The following is a 26,472-nucleotide window of genomic DNA, read 5'->3' as shown; positions in this document are numbered from 1 at the left end:
GTTCGTGAATTCCTGAGGGGGAAGTCATGGCTGAGAAGGACACGAAACGCAAGGTTCTGGCAGTGCTGGCCGGAGGGCTGGTGCTCGGCGTCGGAATCGGGGTGACGCTCGCAGCCTGGAACGATTCCGAGTTCGCGACCGGCACCTTCACCGCCGGAAGCTTCAACCTCGAGGGCTCGACGACCAGCGCCACCGCGGGCTACGACGACCACAACGAGGACCTCGGCGACACGGCAGCCGCCCTCGTGTTCCAGCTGCCGGCCGTCGCAGCATCGATGTCGCCCGGCGACGTCGTCTACGCGCCGTTCTGGGTGCGACTCGACAGCACGACCACCAACAGCGCCACCCTTCTGCCGTCGGGCATCACGGCAGGGACGGGAGGCAACGAGGCCAACCTCTCGTACACCGTCACCGCCATCGGTGCCGGCGACACGTGCGGTGCCGCAGCCACAGGGACCGTCATCGCGACAGGAGCCACACTCAGCGCGCAGACCGGAGCGACATCCGTTCCGCTCGCCGAGGGCGCACCCGGGACGGCCGGAACGCCCGTGCAGCTGTGCTTCGCGGTGGCCGCCGGCACCGGGCTCACCCAGGGCGCCGCCGCGACCGCGACCTGGGAGTTCACGGCCACCTCGACCGCGGACTGATCATGGTCGACACCCGCAGAGGCATGCGGGAGGGGAAGCGGCTGCTCTCCCGTCGGATCCGCGCGGTTCTCGCGGGCGGACTGGTGTTCGGCGTGGGCGCGACCATGACCCTCGCCGCGTGGAACGACTCCGAACACGGCAACGCCACCTTCACCGCCGGTCGGTTCGACATCGTCGGCGCGACCGACGGCGCCACGTTCTCGAGCCACCCCGCAGGCACGCCGGCGGCTCTGTCATTCAGCGCGCCGTTCTCGGCCATGGCTCCCGGCAACACGACGTACGCGCTGTTCAGCGTGCGAACCGCGAATCCGTCCGTGGCAGGCACGGTGCAGCTCAGCGTGACGTCGACGGCGGGGACCGGTCTCGGCACGTACCTGCGATACGGAGTGCGGGCCATCGCGGGTACGGCCTGCAACGGCACGACCTACACCGCCGGGACCGCGGTCGTTCCCGACAATTCGCTGATGTCGGTCGGCGGCACCGGTACGCAGGCGATCGCGGCCAACGGTGGGACGACCGTGAACTACTGCTTCGCGGTGACGCTGCCCACAGCCACCGACAACGGCGCCCAAGGACTGACCGCGATCCAGACGTGGCAGGTCGCCGGCGCCTCGAGCTGATGCGCAGACGTGGCGACGGATGACGGGCGGGGAGGGATGATGGGCGCACCGACGAGACGAAGCCTGCGGGAGCAGGACGGCCGGCGTGGGCTGCCGTCCGCGACCGCGGTGTCGGCATTCGCGTCCGCACCCGCGACTCGGCCTCGTCTCGGCCGCGTGCTGGGAGAGATCCTGCTCTGGCTTGCGGCGATCGGCGGGGTCGTGTGCATGGTGCTGGTGATCGTCGCCTTCGCAGCGAACATCACCCTCATGATGTTCCGTACCGGGTCCATGGCCCCGACGATTCCCGCCGGCTCTGTCGCGGTCGTTCAGAGCGTCGCAGCATCCGAGGTCGGGGTCGGCGACATCGTCACCGTCGACCGTGAGGGCGACCTTCCCGTCACTCACCGCATCACGTCGATCTCGCCGGGTGCTGTCGATGAGGAGCGTGTGATCACGATGAGGGGCGACGCCAATGCGGCCGACGACGCCTCTCCCTACGTCGTGCGGACGGTGCGCGTCGTGCTGTTCTCCGTTCCCGGCGTCGCCACCGCGATCGTCGCGATGGGCGATCCCGTCGTGCTCGGCGGTCTCACGATCGGCGCGACGGCCCTCGTCGTCTGGGCCTTCTGGCCGCGCTCCCCGAAGGCGCTCCGCGCTCGGAGCGAGGCCACGCGAAATGAAGCGACGGAGGCGGAGCGATGAAGCGACGTGCGGCGTCTGCGGCAGGCGCCTCGGCGATCATCGTCGGGACGCTCCTCTCGGCCGGCCCGGCGTGGGCAGCCCCGTCGACCCAGGTCGTCCAGGGCGAGGTCCTCCGGCTCGTATCCACCGCGGACTGGGATGCCGCATCGAGCCTGCTGCCGGGGCAGCCCGTGCAGTGGGACGTGACGGTGAGCGCACAGGCGCCGGATCCCGGGACCGTGGCCGTGGGGGTGAGCGCGAGCGGGGATGCCTCGCTCGTCGTCGATGCCTTCGGCTGCGCGCAGGAGTGGGATGCGACCGGCTGCGTCGCCGGAGAGATCACGCTGAGGTCGGAGTGGGTGCTTCCGCGAGACGGCACCGAGGTCGAGCTCCTGGAGATCGCGGACACGGAGACCGCTCATCTGCGTCTCGTGATAGCGCTCACCGGCGACGACCTCGGCACCACGCAGGTGCGGGTGCACGCTCAGGGCGCGGGTGAGTCGGCCGTGATCGGCCCGGACGGCGGACTCGCGACCACCGGGCTCTCGCCGCTCGTCCCGTGGGCCGCGGGTGCGGGCGCCGTGCTCCTCGGCGGAGGGCTCGTGTTCACTGCGAGGCATCGTGACCGAGCACCCGCGCAGCCATCGGCGTCTCGTACGGATGGGCCATGAGCGTGCGGCATCGGCACCGCGTGCTCGCCGGGGTGGCGGGCCTGACGCTTCTCCTCGGCGTCGGCATGGCACCCGTCGCGCGGATGACGGACGCGGCGTACACGGACTCAGAGCATGGACGGGCGACGATCACGGCCTTCCGCGTGCCGGTGCCGACGATCACCGCGTGCACGGTCTCCAGCAACGGAGCGGGGGTGTTCCAGAACGTCCGGCTCGTGTGGACCTCGCCGTATGGGGCGAGCGGCGTGCGCCTCACGCTGACGCAGGGAGCGACCACCGCGGTCGTCCCTGCGGCGAACATCGCGACCACCGGGCCGACCGGAGGGCTCTACACCCACACGGCGGTGCTCAATCAGAACCTGCTCACGAGTCTGATCGCCAACCTCCTGGGCAGCACCACGACGCTGACGGTCACCAACCTCCTGGCGGGTACGTCGTGGGCGTCGGCAGGGACGTCGCGCCAGCTGTCCATCGCGCTGCTCGGCCTCAATGCGGTCTGCACGTGAGTCCGCGCAGAACGGGGCGGGTCAGTCGGCGAGAGCGAGCGCCCGGAAGGCGTCGCGCTCACGCAGGTGCTCGCGGCGGCTGGCGGCGGCAGCCGCCGCGGCATCCGCGATGCGTGTGGGCACCTGCTGACCTGTGGTGCGCCGGTACAGCTCGTCGATGAGGTCGGTGGCGAGGCCTACGAGCTTCGCGATCTCTCGATCGTCGCGATCGATCCACACGCAGCGGGGCTCGTCGTGGATGGGGGAGAAGTCGACGTGCTCCTCCCAGACGAACAGAGTGCGCTCGGCACCCAGCACGTGCTGCTGCCACCACACCTGGCGGAGGTAGGTGCGGGGGATGCCGCGGAACGCCTTGTTCGTGGTCTTGATCTCGGCGAGCTTGACACGGCCGTCGGCATCGACCGCGATGCCGTCGGGTGTCGCGAGGTGGCGGTGTTCGACCTCGGCGCGGAACAGGGCCGAGGAGGGGAGGATGCCGTGCGTCGCCGCCACCCAGGCGGCGATCTCGGGTTCGCGGCGTCGTCCGTGGTCGGTGTAGGCGTTGCCTCCGAAGCGCGGTCCGCCGCCGAGCTTGGAGTCCGCGGCACGGGCGATCGACCGCTCGCTCGTGAGTCCGGCGACATCCGTGGCGGTGATTCCGCGAGAGCGGGCCCGCATCCAGGCGACGCGGTCGCGGGAGTCCGCGACGATGCGTGCTTGAAGTTCGGGGGTCACCTATCGAGGGTAACCCCGGTCGTCTGCTCTCCCTCCCGCACACGCCGCTCGCCGCACCCTCGGGGGCTCGGCCGGGCGCAGCGCGGTCAGTCGTGAGCCGTCCATGCCTCCGGGCCGGAGGACCCGGCGACGTAGTCGTCGAGGGGCACCTCGCCCCGCCGCCACGCCTCGAGCACGGGCGCCACGATCCGCCAGGACTGCTCGGCGGCGTCTCCTCGCACAGCCAGCATCGGATCGCCGTCGAGGACCCCGGACAAGACCTCGGCATACGCCTTGAGCGCGCCTTCGCCCAGCTCCGCCGACAGGGTCGCCCGCTCCAGTTCGAGCGGGTCCTCCGACGCGTTGAGGTTGAGCTCGAGTGACATGCGGTCGGGGCCCAGCGAGAAGCGCAGGATCGCTCCGTCAGACGTGCCGGTGAGTCCGCGGGGCAGGTGTCGGACCGCGCGGAAGCGCACGACGATCTCGCGGGCGGGTGTTCCCAGAGCCTTGCCGGAGCGCAGCCGGAACGGTATCCCGGCCCAGCGGGCGTTGCGCACCTCGAACGTCGCCTCGGCGAGCGTCTCGGTCTCTCGGGTCGGGTCGACTCCGGGTTCGTCGACATACGAGGGCTTCGACGTGCCGTCGATGTCGCCTGCGGTGTACCGGGCGCGCCGTGAGGACGCCACGGGGTCGTCGCCCCAGACCGTCGTCGCGCGCAGCACCGCGCCTGTCGCGGCGCGGAAGTCGACCTCGTCGAGAGTCGCCGGCTCCTCCATCGCGAGCACGGCGAGCACCTGCAGCAGGTGGCTCTGGATCATGTCGACCAGGGCGCCCGCTCTGTCGTAATAGCCCGCGCGGCCCTCGAGGGCGAGCGACTCGTCGTAGACGATGTCGACCGATTCGATGCTCTCGGCAGACCAGAGAGGTTCGAGGATGCGGTTCGCGAACCTGGCTCCGAGCAGGTTGAGCGTGGTCGAGCGGCCCAGGAAGTGGTCGACGCGGAACACCTGGGTCTCGGGCACCAAGGCCGTGAGGATGCGGTTCAGCTCGCGCGCGCTCTCCTCGTCGGTGCCGAAGGGCTTCTCCATCACGAGCATCGCGCCGGCGGGGAGCATGTCGGGCGTGAGCGCCGCGATGCAGGCCGCGGCGACGGCCGGAGGAACCGCGAAGTAGACGGCCACCTGGCCCGTGAGCCCGCTCAGCAGAGACCGCAGGTCGTCGGCGTGCGTGATGTCTGCGCGCACGTACGAGACCTGCACACGGGAGGCCGCCGCCTCGGCGTCCATCGACGAGAACGCCGTGCGCACGACGCCCTGGAGGTCGGCATCCGTCCACTCCTCGCGGTCGGCGCCGATGATGCGCACCTCCCTCGTCGGCTCTCTCGTCAGCAGCTGTCCCAGCGCGGGAAGGAGGAGGCGGGAGGCGAGATCGCCACCGGCCCCGAAGATCACGAGCGTCGTCGCATCGGCCATGACCCCACCGTAACCGTTCCGGGGGTCCGACAGTCGTGTCAGAATCGGTCGATGCCCGCTCCGATCGAGGACTACGCCCTTCTCAGCGACTGCCGCACCGGCGCTCTCGTCTCGCGCGCCGGCAGCATCGACTGGCTGTGCCTTCCGCGCTACGACGCGCCGTCACTGTTCGGAGCCCTGCTGGGGGAGGAGAGCAGCGGATGCTGGAGCCTGCGCCCGAGCGATGATGCGGCGACATCCGAGCGCCACTACGTGTCGGACACCTTCATCCTCGTGACCCGGTGGACGACGCCCGACGGGGTCGCCGAGGTGCAGGAGTTCATGCCGCTGCATCCTTCTCGGAACGATGTGGTGCGCCGTGTCGTCGGCATCTCGGGGCGCGTCGAGTTCACCACCGAGCTGCGGCTGCACTTCGATTACTCCCGCAGGCTGCCGTGGGTGCGGCAGGTGGGCACCCGCGAGGAGCCGGCCCTGCGCGCGACCGCGGGACCCGAGGCCGTGATCGTGCGGGGTGTGCGGCTCGTCGCGGAGGACCACCGTCATGTCGCGACCTTCACGGTCGCGACGGACGAGGCTCGGGATCTGACCCTCAGCTGGTTCGCCTCGCACGAGCATGCCCCGTCGCCCCTCGATGTCGACGGCGCGGTCGCCGCGACCCGTTCCTGGTGGCAGGGGTGGGCGAGCGGGATCGAGCATGACGGTCCGCACCGCGGCGAGGTCGTCCGGTCGCTGCTGGTGCTGCGCGCCCTCACGAACAGGGACACGGGCGGCATCGTGGCCGCCGCGACGACATCGCTGCCCGAGCAGTTCGGCGGCTCTCGGAACTGGGACTATCGATTCGTCTGGCTGCGCGACGCCGCCCTGACGCTCGAAGCGCTGATCGCGCACGGCTTCCTCTCTGAGGCACACCATTGGCGGCGGTGGCTGCTGCGGGCTGTGGCCGGCGAGCCGAACGAGGTGCAGATCATGTACGGGATCGCGGGGGAGCGCGATCTGCTCGAGCGAGAACTGACGAGTCTGCCCGGCTACGAAGGGGCGGCGCCGGTGCGCATAGGCAACGGTGCGGTCGACCAGTACCAGGGCGATGTCATCGGCGAAGTGCTGGTCGCGCTGGAGTGCGCCCGAATCGCCGGTCTCGAGGAGGGGGACTTCTCGTGGCCCCTGCAGCGGGCTCTCGTCGAACAGGTGATCGCCTCGGTCGACCGCCGCGACAACGGCATCTGGGAGATCCGGGGCGAACCGCAGTGGTTCACGCACTCCCGGGTCATGATGTGGGCGGCGCTCGACCGTGGCGTCCGCGCCGTGCAGGAGCACGGGCTGCCCGGCGACGCCGACCGGTGGGCGGCCGTCCGCGACGCGCTGCGGCGCGAGATCGACGAGCGGGGAGTCGACGTCGACCAGGGGTACTTCATCCAGCACTACGGTTCGACCGAGGTGGACGCCTCGCTGCTCGTGCTTCCGCAGGTCGGGTACTGCGCGCCCGACGATCCGCGGATGCTCCGCACCGTCGAGCAGATCGAGCGCACCCTGCTCACGGACGGGTTCCTCCGGCGCTACCGCACGGAATCGGGTGTCGACGGGCTCGAAGGTGCGGAGCATCCCTTCATCGCCTGCAGCTTCTGGCTCGTCGAGCAGTATGCGACGAGCGGCCGGATCGACGAGGCCCGCGATCTGATGACGCGGCTGATCGGCATGACGAACGATCTGGGGCTGCTGTCGGAGGAGTACGACGTGGCGAACGCGCGGCACGCGGGGAACACTCCGCAGGCGCTCTCGCATCTGAGCCTGATCCGAGCCGCCGACGCGCTCGCAGGCCACGGCGGACGCGCAGCCCACCGTCGGTGATCCGTCTGATTTGGGCGGGGTGATGCCGGTGAGGTACAGTAGGAGCAACCGAAGACCGCTGGTCATCGTCGCGCGTGAGAACGCGAGTCGATCGAAGCTCTGCTCAGCAGGGGCCCGCGCAGGACACGAACTTTCCAAAGCTCCGTGCGCTTGCGCCGGAGCTTTTCTGTTGCATGCGGTCAGGGGTCGGCGCCTCACCTCCGTGAGGCGCCTCGTACACACCAAGGAGTGACCATGGCGCAGAAGGACGCATCGGTTGCCGAGCTCACGAAGTCATTCGAGAACTCGACTGCCGTTCTGCTGACCGAGTACCGCGGTCTGACGGTTGCCCAGCTCAAGGAGCTGCGCAACAGCATCCGTCAGGACGCTGAGTACGCCGTGGTGAAGAACACGCTGACCAAGATCGCCGCCAACAAGGCTGGCATCACCGCGCTGGACGACGACCTCAAGGGTCCGTCGGCCGTCGCGTTCGTGCATGGTGACTTCGTCGCCACTGCCAAGGCTCTTCGTGACTTCGCCAAGGCCAACCCGCTTCTCGTGATCAAGTCCGGCATCTTCGAGGGCAACGCCCTCTCTGCCGACGAGGTCAACAAGTACGCCGCGCTCGAGAGCCGTGAGGTTCTGCTGGCGAAGGCTGCGGGCATGATGAAGGCGACGATGGGCAAGGCTGCTGCCACCATCGATGCTCTTCGCGAAAAGCTGGAGACCGCTGAGGCCGCGTGAGCGACCCACGATCTCGTTCAACAAACCCACCTATCTAGGAGATACATCATGGCTAAGCTCACCACTGAGGAGCTGCTCGAGCAGTTCGCAGGCCTGACCCTCGTCGAGCTCAACGACTTCGTCAAGGCGTTCGAGGAGAAGTTCGAGGTCACCGCTGCTGCCCCCGTCGCCGTTGCAGGCGCAGGCGGCGGCGCTGCTGAAGAGGTTGAGGAGAAGGACTCCTTCGACGTCATCCTCGAGGCTGCCGGCGACAAGAAGATCCAGGTCATCAAGACCGTCCGCGAGCTCACCTCGCTCGGTCTCGGCGAGGCCAAGGCTGTCGTCGACGGTGCTCCCAAGGCCGTGCTCGAGGGCGCGAACAAGGAGACCGCCGACAAGGCGAAGGCTGCCCTCGAAGAGGCAGGCGCCACGGTTACCCTCAAGTAATCCGTTCCAGGTCGCGGCGTGATGCCTCGCCCTGGAAGCGTCTGAACGCTTCACGAAAGCCCCGGGTCCGCCCGGGGCTTTCGTGCGTCCGGGGCGATGGGCGAGTGGCCGGTGGTCAGCGTCGTCCGGCGGTGGAACTGCGCACGACCAGGACGGATGGCGTCACGGTGCGCTCGCGAGGAGAATCCGGGTGGTCCAGCTGCTGCCGCAGCAGACGCACGGCCTCGTGCCCCTGCTCGCGCGGCGACTGCTTGATGGTCGTGAGCGCGAACATCTCGGCGTGCTCATGGTCGTCGACTCCGACGATGCTGAGTTCGGTCGGCACGGCGATGCCCAGCCGACGGGCCGCGATCATCGCGCCGATCGCCGCCTCGTCGCAGACGCCCACGATCGCGGTGGGGCGGCCTCTGCGGTCTCCGAGGAGCTCGACGGCGGCGGCGTAGCCGCCGGGCATCGTCGGGCGGGCATCCGCGATCCTCGCGACCGCCTCGAGTCCCGCTGCGGCCAGAGCCTCCAGGTATCCCTCGACGCGCTGGGCGTCGCCGAAGCTCAGGTGGTCAGGGTCGGTGGATCCGCCGACGAAGGCGATGGCGGTATGGCCGAGTTCGATCAGATGCTCGGTCGCGATGCGGGCGGCGGCGATGTCATCGATCGACACCGCGCTGGAGCCTTCGCTGTATGGTCCGACGCTGACGAGCGGCCGCTCGGAGCGATGCAGACGCTCGAGCTCCTGAGCACTGGGCTGGATGCCGACGGCGATGATCCCGTCGAACCGTCGGCCAGGGAGCACCACGTCGAACAGCCGTTCGCGGGTCTCGCTGCCCTCGCGGATGCCGTATAGGGCGAGTTCGTAGTCGAGGGCGAACAGGGATTCCTGGATGCCGGCGAGCAGCTCCGAGAAGAACCAGCGATCGACCGGCGGCATGATGACGCCGACGGTCTGCGTGCGCCCCGTCGCGAGGCTCGTGGCGGAGGAGTGGGCGACGTAGGCGAGTTCGCGGGCTGCGGCGGCGACGCGCGTGCGGGTGTCCTCCGAGACGTATCCGCGTCCGCTGAGCGCTCGGCTCGCCGTCGCCTTCGACACGCCTGCGCGCGCCGCGACGTCGGCGATCGTACTCATCCGGTCCTCCTCGACCATGACTTCGGCGCGAGCCCCGCCCACGCGCCGATCACAGCGTAACGGCTCGCGGTTCCGAAAAGGAACCGGTTCCACAGGAAATGTGAGAGAGCGCTCCCATGGCTGCGGACGACGTGTCGCGAAAGGTTGTCAGTCTGTGATCCTGGCTTATTGTGCCGCGCCGTGAGACCCCGGTAGGTTGTCCTGGAATCGGTTCCCGATCTGCGCCCAGGGGCGGCGCAGAACCAGCAGGGGAACCGTGAAACTCGAAGAGGAGAATTCACATGGGTCTGTCACAGCGTTCCCGGCGTTACGCGCCGATCGCACTGCTGGGAGTCGCGGGCATCGCGCTCGCCGGTTGTGGTGCCCCTGGTGGCACGGACAGCGGCGGCAGTGGGGGCGGCGGAGACAACACCGTCACCATCTACGGCACGATCGTCGACTCCGAGGCCGAGCTGCTCCAGGAGTCCTGGGCCGACTGGGCCGAGGAGAACGACATCGAGATCAAGTACGAGGGCAGCCAGGACTTCGAGACGCAGCTCGGAACGCGTGCGCAGGGCGGCAACCCGCCGGACATCGCGATCTTCCCGCAGCCCGGTCTGTTCGCCGACTTCGCCAAGCGCGACTTCCTGAAGCCCGCTCCCGAAGAGGTCGAGAAGAACGCGAACGAGTACTGGACCGAAGACTGGGTGAACTACGGCACGGTCGACGGGGAGTTCTACGGCGCGCCGCTCATGGCGAACGTCAAGGGGTGGATCTGGTACTCGCCGGCGAAGTTCGCCGAGTGGGGCGTCGAGGTGCCGACCACGCTCGATGAGATGACCGCCCTGACCGAGACGATCCAGGCCGCGACCGGCACGCCCGCATGGTGTGCAGGATTCGAGTCCGGAACGGCCACCGGCTGGCCGGGAACCGACTGGGTGGAGGACTACGTCCTGCGTCAGGCCGGCCCCGACGTCTACGACCAGTGGGTGACGAACGAGATCCCGTTCACCGACCCGCAGATCAAGACGGCGTTCGACTCGGTCGGCTCGGTGCTGCTCAACCCGGCGAACGTCAACGCCGGCTTCGGCGACGTGCGCTCGATCAACTCCACCGCGTTCGGCGATGTCGCCCCGGCGCTCGCCGAGGGCAACTGCGCGCTGACGCACCAGGCCTCGTTCCTGTCGGGCTTCTTCCCGGAGGGCACGAACATCGCCGAGGACGGCGACGTCTGGGCGTTCATGCTCCCGGGAGAGAGCGCAGACGACAAGGCGGTCACCGGTGCCGGTGAGATCGTCGGCGCGTTCAGCGACTCCGAGGCCACTCAGAAGGTCCTCGCCTACCTGTCCAGCCCCGAGTGGGCGAACAGCCGTGTGAGCCTCGGCGGAGTCACCTCGGCCAACAACGGGCTCGACCCGGACAACGCCAAGGACCCGATCCTGCAGGAGACCATCAAGATCCTTCAGGACCCCGACACCACGTTCCGCTTCGACGCCTCCGACCTGATGCCGGGCGCCGTCGGTGCCGGAACCTTCTGGAAGGGCATCGTGGCCTGGGTGAACGGCACCTCGACCGACGAGGTCCTGACGCAGATCGAGACCGGCTGGCCGTCCAGCTGATCTGATGAGGAGGGTCGCCCGGACGGGCGGCCCTCCTCCTCGCCATCCGGTTCGCGCACCGTCGCGTGAACTGCAGCTTCTTACGCGTCATGAAGGGGATTCCGTGAACGCGACTCAATTCTTCCAATGGATCGGCATGCTCCCGCCCGTCCTCCAGGCCGTCGCCGTCGTCATCGCCTTCGCGGTGGTCGTCGCCGTCATCCTGCTGCTCGTGGACATCGCTCCGCGCAAGGGGGCCATCTACACCTGGGTGCGACTGGCGATGTGCCTGCTCATCCCGCTCGCGGTGATGTTCTTCTTCAGCTCCTACTACTGGGCCATGGGCGTGGCCGTCGCCGTGGGGGCGCTGTTCTTCTTCCTCGACTATCGATCGCGCGACGGAGCGGGCTACCTGATCCAACTGGTCGCCTTCATGGCACCGGCCATACTGCTCCTGCTCGTCGGGCTCATCCTCCCGTCGATCCAGACGGCGTACACCTCGTTCTTCAACTCCTCGGGCAGCGATTTCGTCGGCTTCGCCAACTACCTCTGGATCTTCACCCAGTCCGACGGCATCACGTCGGTGATCAACTCGATCATCTGGGTGCTGCTGGTGCCGACGGTGTCGACCCTTGTGGGCCTCGCCTACGCGGTCTTCATCGACCGCACCCGCGGCGAGAAGATCTACAAGGTCCTGGTCTTCATGCCGATGGCGATCTCCTTCGTGGGAGCCAGCATCATCTGGCGCTTCATGTACGAATACCGGGGGCCCGAGTTCAAGCAGATCGGTCTGCTGAACCAGATCCTCGTGTGGTTCGGGGGAGAGCCGCAGCAGTTCCTTCTCAACCAGCCGTGGAACAACCTGTTCCTGATCGTCGTGCTCATCTGGGTGCAGACCGGATTCGCGATGGTCGTGCTGTCGGCGTCGATCAAGGGCGTTCCCGCCGAGCTGCTCGAAGCCGCCGAGCTCGACGGCGCGAATGCCTGGGAGCGTTTCTGGGCGGTCACCGTGCCGTCGATCCGCCCTGCGCTGATCGTCGTGCTCACGACGATCTCGATCGCGTCCCTCAAGGTGTTCGACATCGTCCGCACCATGACCGCCGGAAACTACGGCACGTCGGTCCTCGCGAACGAGATGTACACGCAGTTCTCCAAGTTCGAGGCGGGTCGCAGTGCGGCGCTCTCGGTGATCCTGTTCATCCTGGTGCTCCCGATCGTCATCTACAACGCGCGCCAGATCAAGAAGCAGCGGGAGGTCCGATGAGCGACACGCTGAAGGCCCAGACCGGCTCGACCAGCACTCGAGCCATCACGACCGGCGGAGGTCTCGACGGGGCCGCCGGGCGAGCGCGCAAGAAGCTGTCGCGCCCGTGGGCGTCGGCGGCGTCCATCCTGATCGCGGTGCTGTGGACGATACCGACCCTCGGCCTGTTCATCTCGTCGTTCCGGCCCCGGGACCAGATCCAGTCGAGCGGCTGGTGGGAGTTCTTCGCCAACCCCGAGGTCACACTCGACAACTACGTGCAGGTGCTGCAGTCGGGCACCACGCAGCTGACGATCCTCGAGTCGTTCGTCAACTCGATCGCGATCACGATCCCGGCCACGCTCATCCCGTTGATGATCGCGTCCATGGCGGCGTACGCGTTCGCGTGGATCGACTTCAAGGGGCGCAACGCGCTGTTCATCTTCGTGTTCGCCCTGCAGATCGTTCCGATCCAGATGGCCCTCGTGCCGCTGCTCAGTTCGTTCTCCCGCGGCATCAACCTCTTCGGGGTGCAGGTCACGCTGCCCCTGGACGCCTCGCAGGGCTACGCGCAGGTGTGGATCGCGCACACCATGTTCGCCCTGCCGCTCGCGATCTACCTGCTGCACAACTTCATGTCGGAGATCCCGGGCGAGATCATCGAGGCCGCTCGTGTCGACGGTGCGTCACGCGGTCAGATCTTCTTCCGGGTGGTGCTGCCGCTGACGATGCCGGCGATCGCCTCCGTGGCGATCTTCCAGTTCCTCTGGGTCTGGAACGACCTGCTCGTGGCCCTCGTGTTCGCCGACGGCGCGGCCGCCCCGATCACGAAGCTGCTGGCGGAGATCACCGGTACCCGAGGCAACGACTGGTACCTGCTCACGGCGGGCGCCTTCGTCTCGATCGTCATCCCGCTGATCGTGTTCTTCTCGCTCCAGCGGTACTTCGTGCGAGGGCTCCTGGCGGGTTCCACCAAGGGCTGATCGCCTCACCTCGACAGGTCGCGCACACGATGCCGCGATCGGGCGCAACACAGCCCCGGTCGCGGCATCGTCGCACGTACGCTGTGAACATGAAGTACGCAGACTCGATCGTCGACCTCGTCGGCGACACGCCCCTCGTGAAGCTCCAGCACGTCACCGAGGGCGTGGAGTGCACGGTTCTCGTCAAGCTCGAATACCTCAACCCGGGCGGATCCGCGAAGGACCGCATCGCCTCGCGCATCATCGACGCGGCCGAGGCCTCGGGCGAGCTGCGGCCGGGAGGCACGATCGTCGAGCCGACCAGCGGCAACACCGGCGTCGGGCTCGCCCTGGTGGCGCAGCAGCGCGGGTACAAGTGCGTCTTCGTGCTGCCGGACAAGGTCGGTGAGGACAAGATCGACGTCCTCCGGGCCTACGGCGCCGAGGTGGTGGTGACGCCGACGTCGGTGGCCGCCGACAGCCCGGAGTCGTACTACAGCGTCAGCGACCGCCTCGCCCGCGAGATCCCCGGTGCGTTCAAGCCCAATCAGTACGAGAACCCCAACGGGCCCCGCAGCCACTACGAGACCACCGGTCCCGAGATCTGGCGCGACACAGACGGTCGGGTCACACACTTCGTCGCCGGCGTCGGCACCGGGGGCACGATCACCGGGACCGGCCGGTATCTGCGCGAGGTGTCGGACGATCGGGTGCGCATCGTCGGGATCGACCCCGAGGGAAGCGTGTACAGCGGCGGCACCGGGCGCCCGTACCTGGTCGAGGGGGTGGGCGAGGACATCTGGCCCGGCGCCTACGACCCGACCGTGCCGCACGAGATCGTCGCCGTCGACGACGCCGAGTCGTTCGCGATGACCCGGCGGCTCGCGCGCGAGGAGGGGATCCTCGTCGGAGGCTCGAGCGGCATGGCCGTGGTCGGTGCGCTGCGGGTCGCGCGGGATCTGCCTGCGGATGCCGTGATGGTGGTGCTGCTGCCCGACGGCGGTCGGGGCTACCTGAGCAAGATCTTCAATGACGGGTGGATGCGGTCGTACGGCTTCAGCGAGGTCGAGGAGGGCGAGACGGTCTCCGACGTGCTCGCCGCACGTTCGGCCCGTCTGGGGGAGGGCATCCCCGATCTCGTGCATGCGCATCCGACCGACACCGTGCTGGAGGCCATCGGCATGATGACCGAGTACGACGTCTCTCAGCTCGTGGTGCTGAGCGCCGAGCCGCCGGTCATGATGGGCGAGGTGGTCGGCACCGTCGACGAGAAGGGACTGCTGGACCTCCTGTTCCAGGGCGAGGCGAAGCCGGCGGATGCCGTGGGCGAGCACGTGGGCGACAGGCTGCCGCTCATCGGCATCCATGCGCCGATCGCGCAGGCACGCGCTGCGCTCGCCGACGTCGACGCGCTGCTCGTCACCCTCGACGGCAAGCCGCACACGGTGCTGACCCGCCAGGACCTGCTGTCGTACATCTCACGCTGATCCTTCCGACGCCGGACGTAACAGGAGGGGATGCGGGCGTCGGGGCGGACGTAGGCTGAGAGGCATGTCCGAGCACTCCTTCGCCACCAGAGCCATCCACGCGGGTCAGGCGCCCGACCCGACGACCGGGTCGATCATCCCGCCGATCTACCAGGCCTCGACCCACGTGCAGGACGGCATCGGCGGGTTCCGAGAGGGGTATGAGTACAACCGAGCCGGCAACCCGACGCGCTCGTCGCTCGAGACGCAGCTGGCCGCGCTGGAAGGCGGCGCGAGTGCGCTGTCGTTCGCGTCGGGGCTCGCTGCAGAGGATGCGCTGCTGCGCGGCATCCTGAAGCCGGGTGACCACATCGTGCTCGGCAACGACGTCTACGGCGGCACGTACCGCCTGCTCACGAGGGTGCTCGCGCCCTGGGGCATCGAGACCACGACGGTCGAGCTGTCCGACACCGACGAACTGCGGGCGGCGATCCGCCCCGAGACGAAGATCGTCTGGGTCGAGACTCCGAGCAACCCGCTGCTCAAGATCGTCGACATCGAGCTGATCGCCGAGATCGCGCACGCGGCCGGAGCGATCGCGGTCGTCGACAACACCTTCGCCTCGCCCGCGCTGCAACAGCCCCTCTCGCTCGACGCCGATCTGGTCGTCCACTCGACCACGAAGTACCTCGGCGGGCACTCCGACGTGCTCGGCGGCGCCGTGGTCTTCCGCGACGACCGCTTCGTCGAGCAGGTGAAGTTCCAGCAGTTCGCGGTGGGTGCCGTCTCCGCACCTCTCGACGCCTGGCTCACGACCCGCGGCATCAAGACGCTCGCCGTGCGGGTGCGCCAGCACTCCGAGAACGCGCAGGCCATCGCCGAGTGGGCGGCCGCTCGTCCCGAGTTCGCGACCGTGTACTACCCGGGGCTCGCGTCTCACCCTGGGCACGATGTCGCCGCGCGTCAGATGAGCGGATTCGGGGGGATGCTGTCGCTCGGGCTCGCTGCGGGGGCCGGGGCGGCGAAGTCGTTCGCCGAATCGACCGAGATCTTCCAGCTCGCGGAGTCGCTGGGCGGCGTCGAGTCGCTGATCGGCTATCCGCCGGACATGACCCACGCCTCGGTGCGCGGCACGGCGCTCGCCGTGCCGGAGAACGTCGTGCGCCTGTCCGTCGGCATCGAAGGCGTCGACGATCTGATCGCCGATCTCGAACAGGGGCTTTCGCGCCTCGGCTGATCTCCGCGGCAGCGACGGTGGATGCCGCCGTCCTCGTCGGCGCTGTAGCATGGAGACTTCGCCCGGATCGAATCGATTCGACCTTCGTCGATGACTCCTCCGCGTTCGCGACTCGACCTCACCCCCCTCGAACTCCGGAAGGACCGTCGTGCCCGACGCTCCACGCACTGACTCCATCCCGACCGCCTCCGCTCACGAGCGGACTGCCACAGGCAGCATCCGCATCCCGTCGTCGACGGGCGCGATCCGCACCCTCGGATCCAACCCGGCCACCGCGCCGATCATGCTGCACCCCGGCGACTCGATCTCGAACGGCCGCCGCGCGCTCTACATCGTGCTGCTCGGTGCTCTCACCGCGCTCGGGCCGTTCACGATCGACCTCTACCTGCCTGCCTTCCCCGTGCTGGAACAGGACTTCCAGACGACCGCCGCGGCCATCCAACTGACCCTGACGGGAACGATGATCGGCTTCGCGCTGGGTCAGCTCGTCGTCGGACCGCTCAGCGACAAGGTGGGCCGCCGCATCCCCCTGATCGTCGTGACGGCGCTGCACGTGCTCGCCAGCGTGGCCGCGGCCTACGCGCCCACCCTGCCGCTGCTCAGCGGCGCCCGCGTGCTGATGGGCGTGGGAGCCGCCGCGGGCGGCGTGGTCGCGATGGCCATCGTCCGCGATCTCTTCGGCGGCCGCCGCCTCGTCGTCATGCTGTCGAGGCTCGCCCTCGTCTCCGGCGTCGCCCCGGTGATCGCCCCGCTGATCGGCTCGTGGCTGCTCACGCTGATGCCCTGGCGCGGCATCTTCGTCGTGCTCGCCCTGTACGGCGTCGTGATGCTCGTGTCGACCATCGTCTTCATCCCCGAGACGCTGCCGATCGCACGTCGCCAGGAGAAGGGCGGCGCGACCGTGATGCAGCGCTATCGCTCGGTCTTCTCCGACCGCGTCTTCATCGGCGTCCTGATCATCGGCGGCATGACCTTCTCGGGTCTGTTCTCCTACCTGTCGGCCTCGCCGTTCCTGTTCCAACAGACGCACGGGCTCGACGCGCAGCAGTACGGGCTTCTCTTCGCGGTCAACTCGCTCGGTGTCGTCGCCGGCGTGCAGACGGCCTCGCGACTCGCCGCCCGCTTCGGGCCGCAGTGGGTCATGGCCTACTCGACGGGGGTCCTGCTTCTCGCCGGGATCGCCATCATCGTGACCGACCAGCTGGACCTCGGGCTGTGGGGCACGGTCATCCCGCTCTTCGTCTTCATGACGGCCTGCGGCTTCACCTTCCCGAATGTGCAGGTGCTCGCTCTCGACAGGCACGGCAAGGCGGCAGGTACCGCGGCGTCCGTGATCGGAGCCACGAACTTCGGCGTCGCAGGGCTGATCTCGCCGGTGGTCGGCTGGGTCTCCCAGGGCGCCGGAATCACCGCCACGACCATGGCCTCCGTCATGGTCGGATGCGCGGCCATCGGCGTCCTGTCGCTGTGGCTGATCGTGCGTCCCCGGACTGTCGGCATGCTGGCTCCCTGATTTTCCGCATCCGACCGGCAGAATGGTCCGATGAGATCACGAACGCTGCTGTGGTGGGGAATAGGGATGCTCGTCGCGGCGACGCTCCTCGGAGCGGCGCTCGCTTTCGGGTACACCGAGCCTCCGGGTTTCGACTCCTGGTGGAATGACACGATCGGCCAGCACCGTGCGGATTGGATGCTCACGGTCGCCCTGGTGCTGAACGACATCGGGGGAGGGTGGGTGGCGATTCTCGTCGTGCCCCTGCTCGTGATCATCGCCCTGCTGATCGTCCGGCGGTGGCAGGCCGCCGTGTTCGCCGCTGTCGCGTTCCTCGCGAGCGCCGGCGCTGTGCAACTGCTGAAGCACCTGTTCGGCCGCGCGCGCCCGGAGGACATGATCGTGGTGAGCGACTTCGGATCATTCCCTTCGGGGCATGCAGCCAACGCGGCGACGATCGCGATGGTGCTGTGGCTCGTCTTCCCTCGTGTGTGGACCGCGATCCTCGGCATCCTCTGGGTGATCGCGATGGCGATATCGCGCACGCTCCTGTCGGTGCACTGGGCCACCGACACGCTCGGCGGAGCCCTTGTGGGTGCAGGGGTCGTGCTCGTTCTCGCCGCGTGGCTGCTGCCGTGGGTGAGCAGGCAGAAGAGAGACGATCCGGCGGTCACGCCGATAGGCTGACGGGACACCCCCACTCGTCGAGGAGCCGTCGTGTCACGCATCCGCCCCTATCGTCCGTCAGACCGCTCCGCGCTGTACGAGGTCTGCACGAGAACGGCGGACGCCGGGGCCGACGCGACGGGGTTCCTCGCGGACGACTCGCTCTGGGGCGACCTCTTCGCCGTGCCGTACGTCGAACGCCACCCCGACCTCGCCTGGGTCGTCGAGACCGACGACGAGCGCGTGATCGGCTACATCGTCGCCACCGACGACACCGACGCCTTCGCGACGTGGTTCCGTGACGAGTGGTGGCCGACGCGACAGGAGCGGTATCCGCGCGCGGCTGAGCCTACGACCCGCGAGGAGCGGATGGTCGAATACGGCTGGAGCCAGGCGCCCGGACGCGATGCGAACGCCGCGGAGTACCCCGCGCACCTCCACATCGACCTGCTGCCCGAGACTCAGGGGCAGGGGCTCGGGCGACAGCTCATCGAGACGCTCTTCGCCGAACTGCGCCGTCGCGGAGTGCGGGGGCTGCACCTGGGCATGGACCCGAAGAACACGGGCGCCGCCGCCTTCTACGAGCGCCTCGGCATGACGCCGCTGCCGGCGGAGCCCGGTGGGCAGAGCTACGGAGTGCGCTTCGACTGAATGCGGTGACGGCGAGCGGTGACGGGTGGCGCTCGCCGCGAAGACGAAGGGCCTCCGCTGATGCGGAGGCCCTTCATGCTTTTTGGCGGTGACGGCGGGATTCGAACCCGCGGTTGCTTGCACAACACACGCTTTCCAAGCGTGCTCCTTCGGCCGCTCGGACACGTCACCAAGGAACAACCTGAACAGTCTATCCGATCGAGTGGCTCGCCCATGACCGCACCGACTCCCACCCGAGATTCCGTCGCACCGGTATGTGATTCCCTCCGCTCTTGCGGGCGCTGAAACCGACTATCTACGTTCATAAGAGGACGTTATGCAGTCACGTGAAGGCATGACCCACACCCCGCGAAGGGGATGATCTTCGGAGGACTCGATGACCACGGTCGACATGGCGATCTCGCCCGGCACGGCGTTGCGCGCGGTACTGCGCATGGCCCACTCGAGGGCGCTGGCCGAGCTCGGGCTCGATGCGATCGGCCGTGCACGCTTCGGCTGGCGTGATCGGTCGATCGGGTCGGCGGTCGAGCACGGCGGGTCGCGCCATTGGCTGCGCGTGGTGTGGGCGCGGCGAGAGCAGGCCCGAGGCGACTGGTGGACGGGCAATCGAGACGCGTCGTCGGCCATCCGGGATGTGACCAAGCCGCGTGTGCTCGACGCTCGCGCGTGGGAAGAGGGGCCGCTGGTGTATCGCGCCGAGCTGATGACGCTCCTTCCGGGGCGCCCCTGCGCGTCGACCGCAGTCCTCGATCGCGCCCCCGCGCTCGACGATGCGTGGTGGGAGGAACTCGAGCGCAGCCTCGCGGCACTCTCGGACACGACCACCGATCGGAGCGTGCTCGACCCCGCCATCATGCGCAGGCGCATCTCCGTGTTCTTCGGGATCGATATGGACATCGATCGTGCGCAGTGGCTGCCCGCTCATGGCGACCTGCACTGGAACAACCTCCATCGCGATCCGTTCGCGATCGCCGACTGGGAGGCCTGGGGGCTCGCTCCGCAGGGATACGACGCCGCGTTCCTGCTCGGACACTCGCTCGCCGTGCCCGACGCCGCCGGCCAGATCCGGCGACGCTTCCGCGCCGACCTCGAGTCCGACGGCGGCGTCATCTCCCAGCTGTACGTGATGACGAAGCTGCTCACTCGAGCGGATGCGGGCGAGCACACCGAGATCGTGCCGTTCATCCACCGGCATGTCGGCCGGCTGCTCGGCACCAGGATTCCCCTCTCGCGCACATCCTCTCGTCGCGATACGGCAGCGACGCATCCCGAGGGTGCCTGATGGTTCGCGATGGCGGCGACGCCGGCTCGGTCCTCATGGGAGCGCGAGCGCTGCGGGAGTGGGCGGCGGGGGGAGGCGGAGTGTTCTCTCGGGTGTTCCTCGTCGAGAGCGGTGCTCACGCAGACCGCGTCGCTGAGGTCGCGGTCGAGGGCGACGTCGTGCTGCTGCCCGCCGACAGCGGCCCGTGGGAGGGAGTGGCCCGTTGCGTGAGGTACAGCGGAGCGCTGAGAGAGACCGGCGACGAGCTCTTCCTCGGCGACCGTGGCGTCGAGCTCGAAGACTACGTGACGGCCGCGTTCGTGCAGATCATCGGGCCCACAGTCGTGTGCCTCGTCGACGGATCGAGCTCTCGGGCGTTCCTCGCGGATGCGGAACTCGCCCGCCGAACGGGGGTGTTCCCGTCGGCGTTGCTCGACCAGAGGGTGCTGCTGGCGAACCGCGATGCCCTCCTCGAACCCGGGGAGCTCGAGCCCCCGCGCGCCGTCAGGGTCTGCGCCAACGGCTCCGTCAGCGTCGGCGTGCGGGGCGATGTCATCGGTGTCGTCGACGAGCTGCGCTCGGTGTTGGCGGCGCCGGTGCCGCGCGCGATGGCGCTCGGAGAGGCGGCGGCAACGCTGACGTCGGCCTTCGACGCGATCACCCCGGCGAGGATCGGGCGATATCTCGCGGCGACCGACCTCCTGAAGGCGCTCACGCTCTCGAACGGCACCGCCAGGATCTGCGGTTTCGGCTGGGCGCTCATCGACGACGGCTTCGCGGACGCCGAGCCTCTGACGACCGATCCTTTCCTGCTCGACACCGCCGACGGTCTCCTGCTCGCCGACATCACGACCCGACGGCGCCAGCTCTTGACGCCCGCGAGCGCTGCGGTGGTCGCCGTCGTCCAGACCTCGAGCACGGTCGACATCGCCGTCGATCGGGTCGCCGGCGAACTCCGCGTCGATGCGGCGACGGCCCGTGCGCTGTGCGACCAGGCCGTCGCCGCGCTCGCCGTCCATCTCGGCGGTCGCGTTCCTGCTCCGAGCAGCCTGCACGGCGTTCGGACGTGAGCATGTCGACGGCGTTGTGGCCGGCGATGCTGCCCGCCGACACCACGTTCAGCCCGGATCAGGTGGCGGTCGGCGCGTCGGGCAATCGGATCGAGTTCGCCGACGGATCTGTGCGGCTCTGTGCGACGAGCGGACTGTGGAACGTCCCGCTCGGCTTCGGCAACCAGGCGGTGGCCGAAGCCGTGAACCGCGCGATGCATGACGCGTCCTACCTGTCGCTGTTCCGTGCGCCGCATCGATACGCCGAGGTCGCGGCCGATGCCCTCATCGAGATCGCGAACCCTGGACGCTACCGGCGGGTCATCTTCTCGACCTCGGGTGGGGCGGCGAACGACGCGGCGATGAAGCTCACGAGACAGTTCTGGGCGCAGCAGGGCCGCGGTTCTCGAACGCTCGTCGTGGGTCTGAAGGGCAGCTACCACGGCACGATGTACGGCAGTCACGCGCTGAGCGGTGACGACCTGCTGCAGTCCGCGTACTCCGTCGACCGCAGGTCGGTGAGGCACGTGTCACACAGCGACGACGGAGAAGAACTCGATGCACTGCTGACGAGAGAGGGGAGCCGAGTCGCTGCGGTGGTCGTCGAGCCGGTGCTGGGCAGCGGGGCGCATGCGCTCTCGGATGCGTTCGTGTCACGGCTCCTCTCCCTGCGTGAGAAGCACGGGTTCCTTCTGGTCGCCGATGAGGTGGCGACGGGATTCGGTCGCACCGGAACCATGTTCGCCACCGATGACTGGCCGGCCGCGCCCGATGCGCTCATCCTCTCGAAGGCCCTGACGAACGGCGCGGCGGGCGCTGCCGCGATCCTCGTCGGACCCCGCATCGCGTCAGCTTTCGAGCGCGGCGGCTGGACCTTCGTCCATGGTGAGACGCAGGCCGGGACCCCCGCATCTGCGGCAGCCGTCATCGCGGTGATCGCCGAACTGCACCGCATAGACGTGGAGGCGACCGCGACGGCACTCGCGGCCGATCTGTCGAGTCTGACGACGAGGTTGACGGCAGATGGCCTGGTCGCCGAGGTGACGGGATCCGGCTGCTTCCTCGGACTCGTCCTTCGTGACCGGCGCGGCGGCGCCCTCTCGGGCGAGGAGGTCCTCCGGGTCGTCGCAGACATCGCCGACAACGGGGTGCTCGTGCAACCCGGACCGAGCGCGATCGAGCTGATCCCGGCCTATGGCTTCGACTCCGGAGAACTTCTCGAGGTGGAGACGGCCGTGCGTGCGGGAGTGACGCAGATGCGGGAGCGCGAGCATGCGCGCTGAGTTCGCCGCACGGGTCCCTACCCTGTGGCACGGGCACGGGATCACTCACCGCATCGCCGGTCGGCTCACCGCCGATCGAGAGGTCCTCACGATCGTCGATTCCGCGATGTCCACGGCGGTCGTCCCTGGAGTGAGAGGGCGGACGATCATGATCGAGGCTCGCGCGGTCGACGCCGCTGCAGTGGTCATGATCGCGGAGGAGCTCGTTCGACGGCCGCCGGAGGTCATCGTGGTCGTCGGCGGAGGAACCATCCTCGACGCCGGGAAGATCGCGGCACTCGTGCTCGCGTCCGGGCGGATGCTGGACTTCGCCGTCGAACACGCATCGAGGTCAGCGGTCACCTTTCTGCCCGACGGTCCGTCGCCGGTGGACATCGTGGCGGTGCCGACGACGCTCGGCACGTCATCCGAGACGAACAGCGTCGGCATCCTCAAGAACGCCAGCGGCTATCGGCTCGTCATCGGTCGCCCACTGAGGCCGCGTCACGCGATCATCGACTCCCGCAACCTGATGAGCCTCTCTTCCGCGGCGGTGCGGGAGGGTGCGCTGGAGGCGTTCCTGCGTATCGCGGGATCGTCGACGAGCTCGCGGAGGAGTGCGAGAAGCAGAGGCGACGCGATCGCTCTGGGCAGGGCGCTGATCGACACGGTGGCCCGCGACCACGTCGCTGCGGGCTCACGACTGCGCCTCGCGCGTCTGAGCGCGGCGACGCAGCGCACCGCGGCGCTTACGGGCGAAGACCCCTACAGCGCCCGACACTGGTACATCGCGAACGAAGTCGCATCCGTGCTGGAGGTGCGCAAGATGATGGCCACAGCGGCCGTCGTGGCTGCAGTCTGGCGTCGCGTCTGTGCCGGAGACGCTCGGTGGGGGGATCGCGCGAGCCTCGCAGAGTTCTGGACCGGGGTCGCGAGGGGGTTCGATCTGCCCCTCGATCCGCCGGCCGGCATCGCCGCGCTCATCGATCGCTGGCAGATTCCCGTTCCCGCTGCACCGAGCCCGCCGATGACCGCCCGCATCGCCGCTGCGACAGAGGAGGCGTGGGGGGATCGCCTCCCGATGCTCGCGGGTCTCAGGGCCTCTGACTTCCACGATCTGGTGCGCGATTCGTCGTGGAGTCCTCAGTCGGTCGCTCGTCCGAGCCGACCGCCGGATGTTCGGGAGGAGGTGGATTAGATGAACGAAAGTGTCGGAACGCGACTTCAGTTCCACGAACTGGAGCAGATGGACGCCCCCAGCTGGGAGAGCTTCTATCAGGGCGTCATCGGCGCGCTGGTGCTCATCGGCATCGGCGCGGCCGCTGCGACGTGATGTCGTGGCGCAGACCAGGAGAAGGGAGAGGAGGTGAGTATGCGATCAGCAACCCCGACGCTCGAGTTCACGGAACTCGAGGCGATGGAGGCGCAGGATGATGCCCTCGATTGGACACGTGGATTCGCTGTGGGAGTGATCATCGGGATCCTCGCCCTGACGTAGCAGCCACCCTTCGCACAGTGCCTGAGGAGGTACGAATGCATACCGAGAAGCTCGAGTTCGTGGAACTCGAACACATCGACGCCCCACTCGAATGGTGGGAGCACGCGAGCTACATCATCGCCATCATCGGCGGTGCAGCAGCGATCGCGACCTGATCAAGGGGTGCGGGTGGGCGTGACGCACCCGCACCCCCCGACACTCTCGACAGAGAGGTGGTGCACACATGTCGAGTCTCATGACCGACGCCGTCTTGGCGCGCATCGCGGCGGCCGGCGCGGTGGCGAAGGAACAGGACCTGTACGCGGGTGGAGGTGCCGAGTTCTACGACAGGCTCGTGGGCTCCGATCGCGCCGAGGTCAGAGAGGTGCTGGCACTCGCGAGAGATGCCGAGGGGCCGGTGCTCGACATCGCAGCCGGCAGCGGGCGGTTGACCGTGCCGCTGGTGAGGTCGGGCAAGCGCGTGATCGCGGTGGATCTCTCCGACGACATGCTGTCGCGCCTTCGCAACGCGCTGCACGACCCGGGAATGGTCGAGTGCGTGGTCGCGGACATGCGCGAGTTCTCGCTCGGGCGACGGTTCGATCTGGTGGTCATCGGCGCGACGTCCGTCACCGTGCTCGACCGGCTGGGTCGATCGCGCCTGTACGAGACCGTGCGACGTCATCTCGCACCGGGAGGCCGGTTCGCCCTGACGATCGCGGGAGGAGCCTCAGCGCGGAGCCTCTCGGTCTCGACGGAGCAGGAGATCAGCGTCGCCGGACCGGACGGACGCGAGACGTATCTCTTCTCCCAGCAGGTGGGGGCGGACGGTGGCGAGCGCACCGTCAACTGGGTTCGGCTCGCCGACCTGGCGCGGCAGAGAGAGGTGACCGTGTTCACCAGCCGTCTCGGACTCCTCACCCCTGATGCGCTCGCGCGTGAGCTCGTCGATGCCGGTTACGACGCTCCCGCCGTCTCTCCCGTCAGGACACTCGGCGAAGAGATCCTGCTCCTCACCACGACGTGGGCGGGACAGGCGGATGCCGGGGGTGACGATGCCCTCGCCTAGCTTCCTGCGCCGACGGGACGCCGCGACGCCGGTCGCGCTGAGTGCGGATGCGTGCCCGCGCCTCGCGCCCGGTGTCACCTTCGAGCGCGCCGGCGACGGAGGGGTGTGGATCGCGTCGATCCACGGTGTGCCCTCATCCAGGGTCTCCGGGGCGGTTGTCGACCTGCTCGGCGCGATGGACGGCGGTGCCGCCCTTCGCGACCTGCACCGGCGATTCGACAGCGCCGGGTCCTTCGAGAGCTTCCTGCACCTCGTGCAGCGCTTCCAGGCCTCCGGACTCCTGGGAGACGCCGCGACGCCACCACCCGGCCGACTGACCTACAGACCCCCGTTCACGATGCAGATCGCCACCCTTCGCGCACCCGCACTCTTCGACCGTCTGGAGCGCGTGCTCATCCCGGTGCCGCCACGAGCCGCGCTGGCGATCGTCGCCGTGCTGCTCGGCGCGGGTGTTCTCGCGGCGGTCCTCCAGGCGCCGGAACTGCGACGCGTCCTGACCACGCCGATTCCGCTGTCGGGCCTCGTCTGCCTCGTCGCGACCCTGTCGCTCCTGACCGCGCTCCACGAGAGCGCCCACGGGGTCACCCTCACGAGATTCGGCGGGAGGCCCCGCCGCGCCGGCTTCATGCTGTTCTATCTCACCCCCGCGTTCTTCGTCGATGTGACGGACGGGTGGCGACTGCCCGGTCGCCGCCGACGCGTGGCGATCGCGTTGGCGGGGCCCGCCGTGCATGCGGTCGTGAGTGCGATCGCGCTCATCGCCGCCCTTGCGCTGCCTCCCTCGACGATCCGTCAGACGGTGCTGCTGCTGGCGATCTCGTGCACAGCCATCGTCATCGTCAATCTGATCCCGTTCGTGAGATTCGACGGATACATCGCGCTCATGTGCGCGCTCGATGAGCCGAACCTCCGGGCCCGCGCGATCCGTGACGGCTCGGCGTTCCTGACGCGCGTGCTGTTCGGCGGGCGTCCGACCGACCGGAGCCTCGACAGGTGGTGGAGCGTGCCCTTCGGCCTCGCCTGTCTCATTGCGCCGGTCGTGCTGGTCGTGTACACCGTCTCCCGCCTGGTGCGAGCGCTCGCCGGCGGGGGCCCGGTGGTGGGCGTGCTCGTCGTCGCTGTCGAAGCGGCCGTCGTGCTCGTCGGTGTGCTGCTCGTCGCGAGAGCGCTGCGTCGCATCCGGGCGTCGGGTGTCGCGCGTCTTCGATTCTTCTCGGTCGTCACCGCGCTGGTCGCGAGCGTCGGGATCGCGGGGGCGATGATCCCCGTTCAGGTGACGGCGACGTTCGGCTTCACCACTCAGGCAGGCCGCGTGGTGCTCCTGCGCGGCGGCGAGGCGGTCGAGGCGACAATGCCCGATGGCGCACCCGTCGTGCTGCTGAGCAATGGCGTCCTCGCGAACGAGCGGGTGGGCGTCGCAACGCTCCGGGCTCTGCCGCCGCAGCCGACGCGGGTTCCGCTCGATGCGCTGTTCCCCGTCACCGCCGACGACGTGTCGGTGGCGGCTGTGATCGTCGCCGAGGCGGAGACGCCGGCAGCGCGCGGGAGCCTGCCTCAGACGGGGCAGGCACGAGTCGAACTCGGTGTCAGCAATCTGTGGCGGGCGCTCTGGGCGACCGGTGTCGAACTGCCGCTGTCATCCCTCCACAGCGGGGAGATCGGAAAGGAATGAAC

At 68.7% G+C, this 26,472-nt stretch carries 28 protein-coding genes and 1 tRNA gene; 25 read left to right on the top strand and 4 right to left on the bottom strand.

Annotated elements, in window-relative coordinates:
• Positions 1-26: 26 nt before the first annotated feature.
• The 5 genes from AB0N61_RS01945 to AB0N61_RS01925 all read left to right on the top strand — a co-directional run bounded on the left by AB0N61_RS01945 (position 27) and on the right by AB0N61_RS01925 (position 3,107).
• Positions 27-647: a SipW-dependent-type signal peptide-containing protein gene (locus AB0N61_RS01945; protein ID WP_363361334.1), complete on the top strand. Its 621-nt coding sequence runs from the start codon at positions 27-29 to the stop codon at positions 645-647.
• Between the two features lie 2 nt (positions 648-649).
• Positions 650-1,267, top strand: a complete 618-nt coding sequence (locus tag AB0N61_RS01940) for a SipW-dependent-type signal peptide-containing protein (protein ID WP_363361332.1) — start codon at positions 650-652, stop codon at positions 1,265-1,267.
• 156 nt (positions 1,268-1,423) lie between these two features.
• Entirely contained in the window at positions 1,424-1,951 is a 528-nt protein-coding gene (locus tag AB0N61_RS01935) for a signal peptidase I (protein ID WP_363361330.1), read from the top strand.
• Positions 1,948-2,601 carry a hypothetical protein gene (locus AB0N61_RS01930; protein WP_363361329.1) on the top strand — a complete coding sequence of 218 codons (654 nt, stop codon included), beginning with the start codon at positions 1,948-1,950 and terminating at the stop codon, positions 2,599-2,601. The genes AB0N61_RS01935 and AB0N61_RS01930 overlap by 4 nt, the downstream gene beginning before the upstream one ends.
• On the top strand, positions 2,598-3,107 hold the full coding sequence (locus AB0N61_RS01925; RefSeq protein WP_363361327.1) for a hypothetical protein: 510 nt from the start codon (positions 2,598-2,600) through the stop codon (positions 3,105-3,107). Before AB0N61_RS01930 ends, AB0N61_RS01925 begins: the two co-directional genes overlap by 4 nt.
• Before the next feature lie 21 nt (positions 3,108-3,128).
• Here AB0N61_RS01925 and AB0N61_RS01920 read toward each other — a convergent pair whose 3' ends face one another.
• Together AB0N61_RS01920 and AB0N61_RS01915 are read right to left on the bottom strand one after the other, a co-directional pair.
• Complete coding sequence (locus AB0N61_RS01920) at positions 3,129-3,821, bottom strand: YqaJ viral recombinase family protein (RefSeq protein ID WP_053097431.1); 693 nt, start codon at positions 3,819-3,821, stop codon at positions 3,129-3,131.
• Positions 3,822-3,907: 86 nt separating this feature from the next.
• Positions 3,908-5,272 carry a glucose-6-phosphate dehydrogenase gene (locus tag AB0N61_RS01915; protein ID WP_363361325.1) on the bottom strand — a complete coding sequence of 455 codons (1,365 nt, stop codon included), beginning with the start codon at positions 5,270-5,272 and terminating at the stop codon, positions 3,908-3,910.
• 51 nt (positions 5,273-5,323) lie between these two features.
• On the opposite strand from AB0N61_RS01915, the gene AB0N61_RS01910 reads away from it, so the two are divergent.
• From AB0N61_RS01910 to rplL, 3 genes are all read left to right on the top strand, one after another.
• Complete coding sequence (locus AB0N61_RS01910; protein WP_363361324.1) at positions 5,324-7,117, top strand: glycoside hydrolase family 15 protein; 1,794 nt, start codon at positions 5,324-5,326, stop codon at positions 7,115-7,117.
• Between the two features lie 234 nt (positions 7,118-7,351).
• Complete coding sequence (gene rplJ / locus AB0N61_RS01905; protein WP_053097428.1) at positions 7,352-7,840, top strand: 50S ribosomal protein L10; 489 nt, start codon at positions 7,352-7,354, stop codon at positions 7,838-7,840.
• Positions 7,841-7,888: 48 nt separating this feature from the next.
• A complete protein-coding gene (rplL, locus tag AB0N61_RS01900) occupies positions 7,889-8,266 on the top strand; it encodes a 50S ribosomal protein L7/L12 (RefSeq protein ID WP_167948001.1) in 378 nt (125 codons plus the stop codon).
• 115 nt (positions 8,267-8,381) lie between these two features.
• Here rplL and AB0N61_RS01895 read toward each other — a convergent pair whose 3' ends face one another.
• Positions 8,382-9,386 (bottom strand): LacI family DNA-binding transcriptional regulator, encoded by a 1,005-nt coding sequence (locus AB0N61_RS01895; RefSeq protein WP_363361321.1) that lies wholly within the window; start codon positions 9,384-9,386, stop codon positions 8,382-8,384.
• Positions 9,387-9,667: 281 nt separating this feature from the next.
• Between AB0N61_RS01895 and AB0N61_RS01890 the strand changes: the two genes are divergently transcribed.
• The 8 genes from AB0N61_RS01890 to AB0N61_RS01855 all read left to right on the top strand — a co-directional run bounded on the left by AB0N61_RS01890 (position 9,668) and on the right by AB0N61_RS01855 (position 18,680).
• Positions 9,668-10,984 carry an ABC transporter substrate-binding protein gene (locus tag AB0N61_RS01890; RefSeq protein WP_363361319.1) on the top strand — a complete coding sequence of 439 codons (1,317 nt, stop codon included), beginning with the start codon at positions 9,668-9,670 and terminating at the stop codon, positions 10,982-10,984.
• A gap of 103 nt (positions 10,985-11,087) precedes the next feature.
• Positions 11,088-12,227: a sugar ABC transporter permease gene (locus tag AB0N61_RS01885; RefSeq protein WP_363361317.1), complete on the top strand. Its 1,140-nt coding sequence runs from the start codon at positions 11,088-11,090 to the stop codon at positions 12,225-12,227.
• The gene (locus AB0N61_RS01880; protein WP_363361316.1) at positions 12,224-13,189 is read left to right on the top strand and encodes a carbohydrate ABC transporter permease; all 966 of its coding nucleotides are present in this window, start codon (positions 12,224-12,226) and stop codon (positions 13,187-13,189) included. The genes AB0N61_RS01885 and AB0N61_RS01880 overlap by 4 nt, the downstream gene beginning before the upstream one ends.
• An 89-nt stretch (positions 13,190-13,278) precedes the next feature.
• Positions 13,279-14,655 (top strand): cystathionine beta-synthase, encoded by a 1,377-nt coding sequence (locus AB0N61_RS01875; protein ID WP_363361314.1) that lies wholly within the window; start codon positions 13,279-13,281, stop codon positions 14,653-14,655.
• Between the two features lie 64 nt (positions 14,656-14,719).
• Positions 14,720-15,871: a cystathionine gamma-synthase gene (locus AB0N61_RS01870; RefSeq protein ID WP_363361313.1), complete on the top strand. Its 1,152-nt coding sequence runs from the start codon at positions 14,720-14,722 to the stop codon at positions 15,869-15,871.
• Between the two features lie 283 nt (positions 15,872-16,154).
• Positions 16,155-17,384, top strand: coding sequence for a multidrug effflux MFS transporter (locus tag AB0N61_RS01865; RefSeq protein ID WP_363362033.1), 1,230 nt, complete (start codon positions 16,155-16,157; stop codon positions 17,382-17,384).
• Between the two features lie 30 nt (positions 17,385-17,414).
• A complete protein-coding gene (locus AB0N61_RS01860; protein WP_363361311.1) occupies positions 17,415-18,050 on the top strand; it encodes a phosphatase PAP2 family protein in 636 nt (211 codons plus the stop codon).
• A 30-nt stretch (positions 18,051-18,080) separates the two neighbouring features.
• Positions 18,081-18,680, top strand: a complete 600-nt coding sequence (locus tag AB0N61_RS01855; protein WP_363361309.1) for a GNAT family N-acetyltransferase — start codon at positions 18,081-18,083, stop codon at positions 18,678-18,680.
• Between the two features lie 83 nt (positions 18,681-18,763).
• On the opposite strand, the gene AB0N61_RS01850 is transcribed toward AB0N61_RS01855, so the two are convergent.
• Positions 18,764-18,851 (bottom strand) — tRNA-Ser (locus AB0N61_RS01850).
• Between the two features lie 205 nt (positions 18,852-19,056).
• Here AB0N61_RS01850 and AB0N61_RS01845 point away from each other — a divergent pair.
• The 9 genes from AB0N61_RS01845 (at position 19,057) to mpaP (ending at position 26,470) form a co-directional block, all read left to right on the top strand.
• Complete coding sequence (locus tag AB0N61_RS01845) at positions 19,057-19,962, top strand: hypothetical protein (protein WP_363361308.1); 906 nt, start codon at positions 19,057-19,059, stop codon at positions 19,960-19,962.
• Positions 19,962-21,011 (top strand): daptide biosynthesis RiPP recognition protein, encoded by a 1,050-nt coding sequence (gene mpaB, locus AB0N61_RS01840; protein ID WP_363361306.1) that lies wholly within the window; start codon positions 19,962-19,964, stop codon positions 21,009-21,011. The genes AB0N61_RS01845 and mpaB overlap by 1 nt, the downstream gene beginning before the upstream one ends.
• A 2-nt stretch (positions 21,012-21,013) precedes the next feature.
• Positions 21,014-22,273 carry a daptide-type RiPP biosynthesis aminotransferase gene (gene mpaD, locus AB0N61_RS01835; protein WP_363361305.1) on the top strand — a complete coding sequence of 420 codons (1,260 nt, stop codon included), beginning with the start codon at positions 21,014-21,016 and terminating at the stop codon, positions 22,271-22,273.
• Positions 22,263-23,450, top strand: a complete 1,188-nt coding sequence (gene mpaC / locus AB0N61_RS01830; protein ID WP_363361304.1) for a daptide-type RiPP biosynthesis dehydogenase — start codon at positions 22,263-22,265, stop codon at positions 23,448-23,450. The genes mpaD and mpaC overlap by 11 nt, the downstream gene beginning before the upstream one ends.
• Complete coding sequence (gene mpaA1 / locus AB0N61_RS01825) at positions 23,451-23,585, top strand: MpaA1 family daptide-type RiPP (protein WP_363361302.1); 135 nt, start codon at positions 23,451-23,453, stop codon at positions 23,583-23,585. It abuts the gene before it with no gap.
• Between the two features lie 39 nt (positions 23,586-23,624).
• Entirely contained in the window at positions 23,625-23,750 is a 126-nt protein-coding gene (gene mpaA2, locus AB0N61_RS01820; protein WP_363361301.1) for an MpaA2 family daptide-type RiPP, read from the top strand.
• A 35-nt stretch (positions 23,751-23,785) separates the two neighbouring features.
• A complete protein-coding gene (mpaA3, locus tag AB0N61_RS01815) occupies positions 23,786-23,905 on the top strand; it encodes an MpaA3 family daptide-type RiPP (RefSeq protein ID WP_363361300.1) in 120 nt (39 codons plus the stop codon).
• Positions 23,906-23,985: 80 nt separating this feature from the next.
• A complete protein-coding gene (mpaM, locus tag AB0N61_RS01810) occupies positions 23,986-24,798 on the top strand; it encodes a daptide-type RiPP biosynthesis methyltransferase (RefSeq protein ID WP_363361299.1) in 813 nt (270 codons plus the stop codon).
• Positions 24,785-26,470, top strand: coding sequence for a daptide biosynthesis intramembrane metalloprotease (gene mpaP, locus AB0N61_RS01805; RefSeq protein WP_363361297.1), 1,686 nt, complete (start codon positions 24,785-24,787; stop codon positions 26,468-26,470). Before mpaM ends, mpaP begins: the two co-directional genes overlap by 14 nt.
• Positions 26,471-26,472 lie beyond the last annotated feature (2 nt).

Source organism: Microbacterium sp. NPDC089320, from assembly GCF_040684875.1.
Lineage (GTDB): Bacteria > Actinomycetota > Actinomycetes > Actinomycetales > Microbacteriaceae > Microbacterium.
This window is presented reverse-complemented; position numbering and strand designations above follow the sequence as displayed.

Excerpts from the sequence above, each read along its gene's own strand:
- AB0N61_RS01915 (WP_363361325.1), bottom strand. The coding sequence starts at position 5,272 with ATGGCCGATGCGACGACGCTCGTGATCTTCGGGGCCGGTGGCGATCTC.
- mpaP (WP_363361297.1), top strand. The coding sequence starts at position 24,785 with ATGCCCTCGCCTAGCTTCCTGCGCCGACGGGACGCCGCGACGCCGGTC.
- AB0N61_RS01895 (WP_363361321.1), bottom strand. The coding sequence starts at position 9,386 with ATGAGTACGATCGCCGACGTCGCGGCGCGCGCAGGCGTGTCGAAGGCG.
- rplL (WP_167948001.1), top strand. The coding sequence starts at position 7,889 with ATGGCTAAGCTCACCACTGAGGAGCTGCTCGAGCAGTTCGCAGGCCTG.
- AB0N61_RS01945 (WP_363361334.1), top strand. The coding sequence starts at position 27 with ATGGCTGAGAAGGACACGAAACGCAAGGTTCTGGCAGTGCTGGCCGGA.
- mpaC (WP_363361304.1), top strand. The coding sequence starts at position 22,263 with ATGCGCGCTGAGTTCGCCGCACGGGTCCCTACCCTGTGGCACGGGCAC.
- AB0N61_RS01930 (WP_363361329.1), top strand. The coding sequence starts at position 1,948 with ATGAAGCGACGTGCGGCGTCTGCGGCAGGCGCCTCGGCGATCATCGTC.
- mpaA1 (WP_363361302.1), top strand. The coding sequence starts at position 23,451 with ATGAACGAAAGTGTCGGAACGCGACTTCAGTTCCACGAACTGGAGCAG.
- mpaM (WP_363361299.1), top strand. The coding sequence starts at position 23,986 with ATGACCGACGCCGTCTTGGCGCGCATCGCGGCGGCCGGCGCGGTGGCG.
- AB0N61_RS01875 (WP_363361314.1), top strand. The coding sequence starts at position 13,279 with ATGAAGTACGCAGACTCGATCGTCGACCTCGTCGGCGACACGCCCCTC.
- mpaB (WP_363361306.1), top strand. The coding sequence starts at position 19,962 with ATGGTTCGCGATGGCGGCGACGCCGGCTCGGTCCTCATGGGAGCGCGA.
- mpaA2 (WP_363361301.1), top strand. The coding sequence starts at position 23,625 with ATGCGATCAGCAACCCCGACGCTCGAGTTCACGGAACTCGAGGCGATG.
- mpaA3 (WP_363361300.1), top strand. The coding sequence starts at position 23,786 with ATGCATACCGAGAAGCTCGAGTTCGTGGAACTCGAACACATCGACGCC.
- AB0N61_RS01860 (WP_363361311.1), top strand. The coding sequence starts at position 17,415 with ATGAGATCACGAACGCTGCTGTGGTGGGGAATAGGGATGCTCGTCGCG.
- AB0N61_RS01940 (WP_363361332.1), top strand. The coding sequence starts at position 650 with ATGGTCGACACCCGCAGAGGCATGCGGGAGGGGAAGCGGCTGCTCTCC.
- AB0N61_RS01880 (WP_363361316.1), top strand. The coding sequence starts at position 12,224 with ATGAGCGACACGCTGAAGGCCCAGACCGGCTCGACCAGCACTCGAGCC.
- AB0N61_RS01890 (WP_363361319.1), top strand. The coding sequence starts at position 9,668 with ATGGGTCTGTCACAGCGTTCCCGGCGTTACGCGCCGATCGCACTGCTG.
- rplJ (WP_053097428.1), top strand. The coding sequence starts at position 7,352 with ATGGCGCAGAAGGACGCATCGGTTGCCGAGCTCACGAAGTCATTCGAG.
- AB0N61_RS01845 (WP_363361308.1), top strand. The coding sequence starts at position 19,057 with ATGACCACGGTCGACATGGCGATCTCGCCCGGCACGGCGTTGCGCGCG.
- AB0N61_RS01910 (WP_363361324.1), top strand. The coding sequence starts at position 5,324 with ATGCCCGCTCCGATCGAGGACTACGCCCTTCTCAGCGACTGCCGCACC.
- mpaD (WP_363361305.1), top strand. The coding sequence starts at position 21,014 with ATGTCGACGGCGTTGTGGCCGGCGATGCTGCCCGCCGACACCACGTTC.
- AB0N61_RS01870 (WP_363361313.1), top strand. The coding sequence starts at position 14,720 with ATGTCCGAGCACTCCTTCGCCACCAGAGCCATCCACGCGGGTCAGGCG.
- AB0N61_RS01925 (WP_363361327.1), top strand. The coding sequence starts at position 2,598 with ATGAGCGTGCGGCATCGGCACCGCGTGCTCGCCGGGGTGGCGGGCCTG.
- AB0N61_RS01865 (WP_363362033.1), top strand. The coding sequence starts at position 16,155 with ATGCTGCACCCCGGCGACTCGATCTCGAACGGCCGCCGCGCGCTCTAC.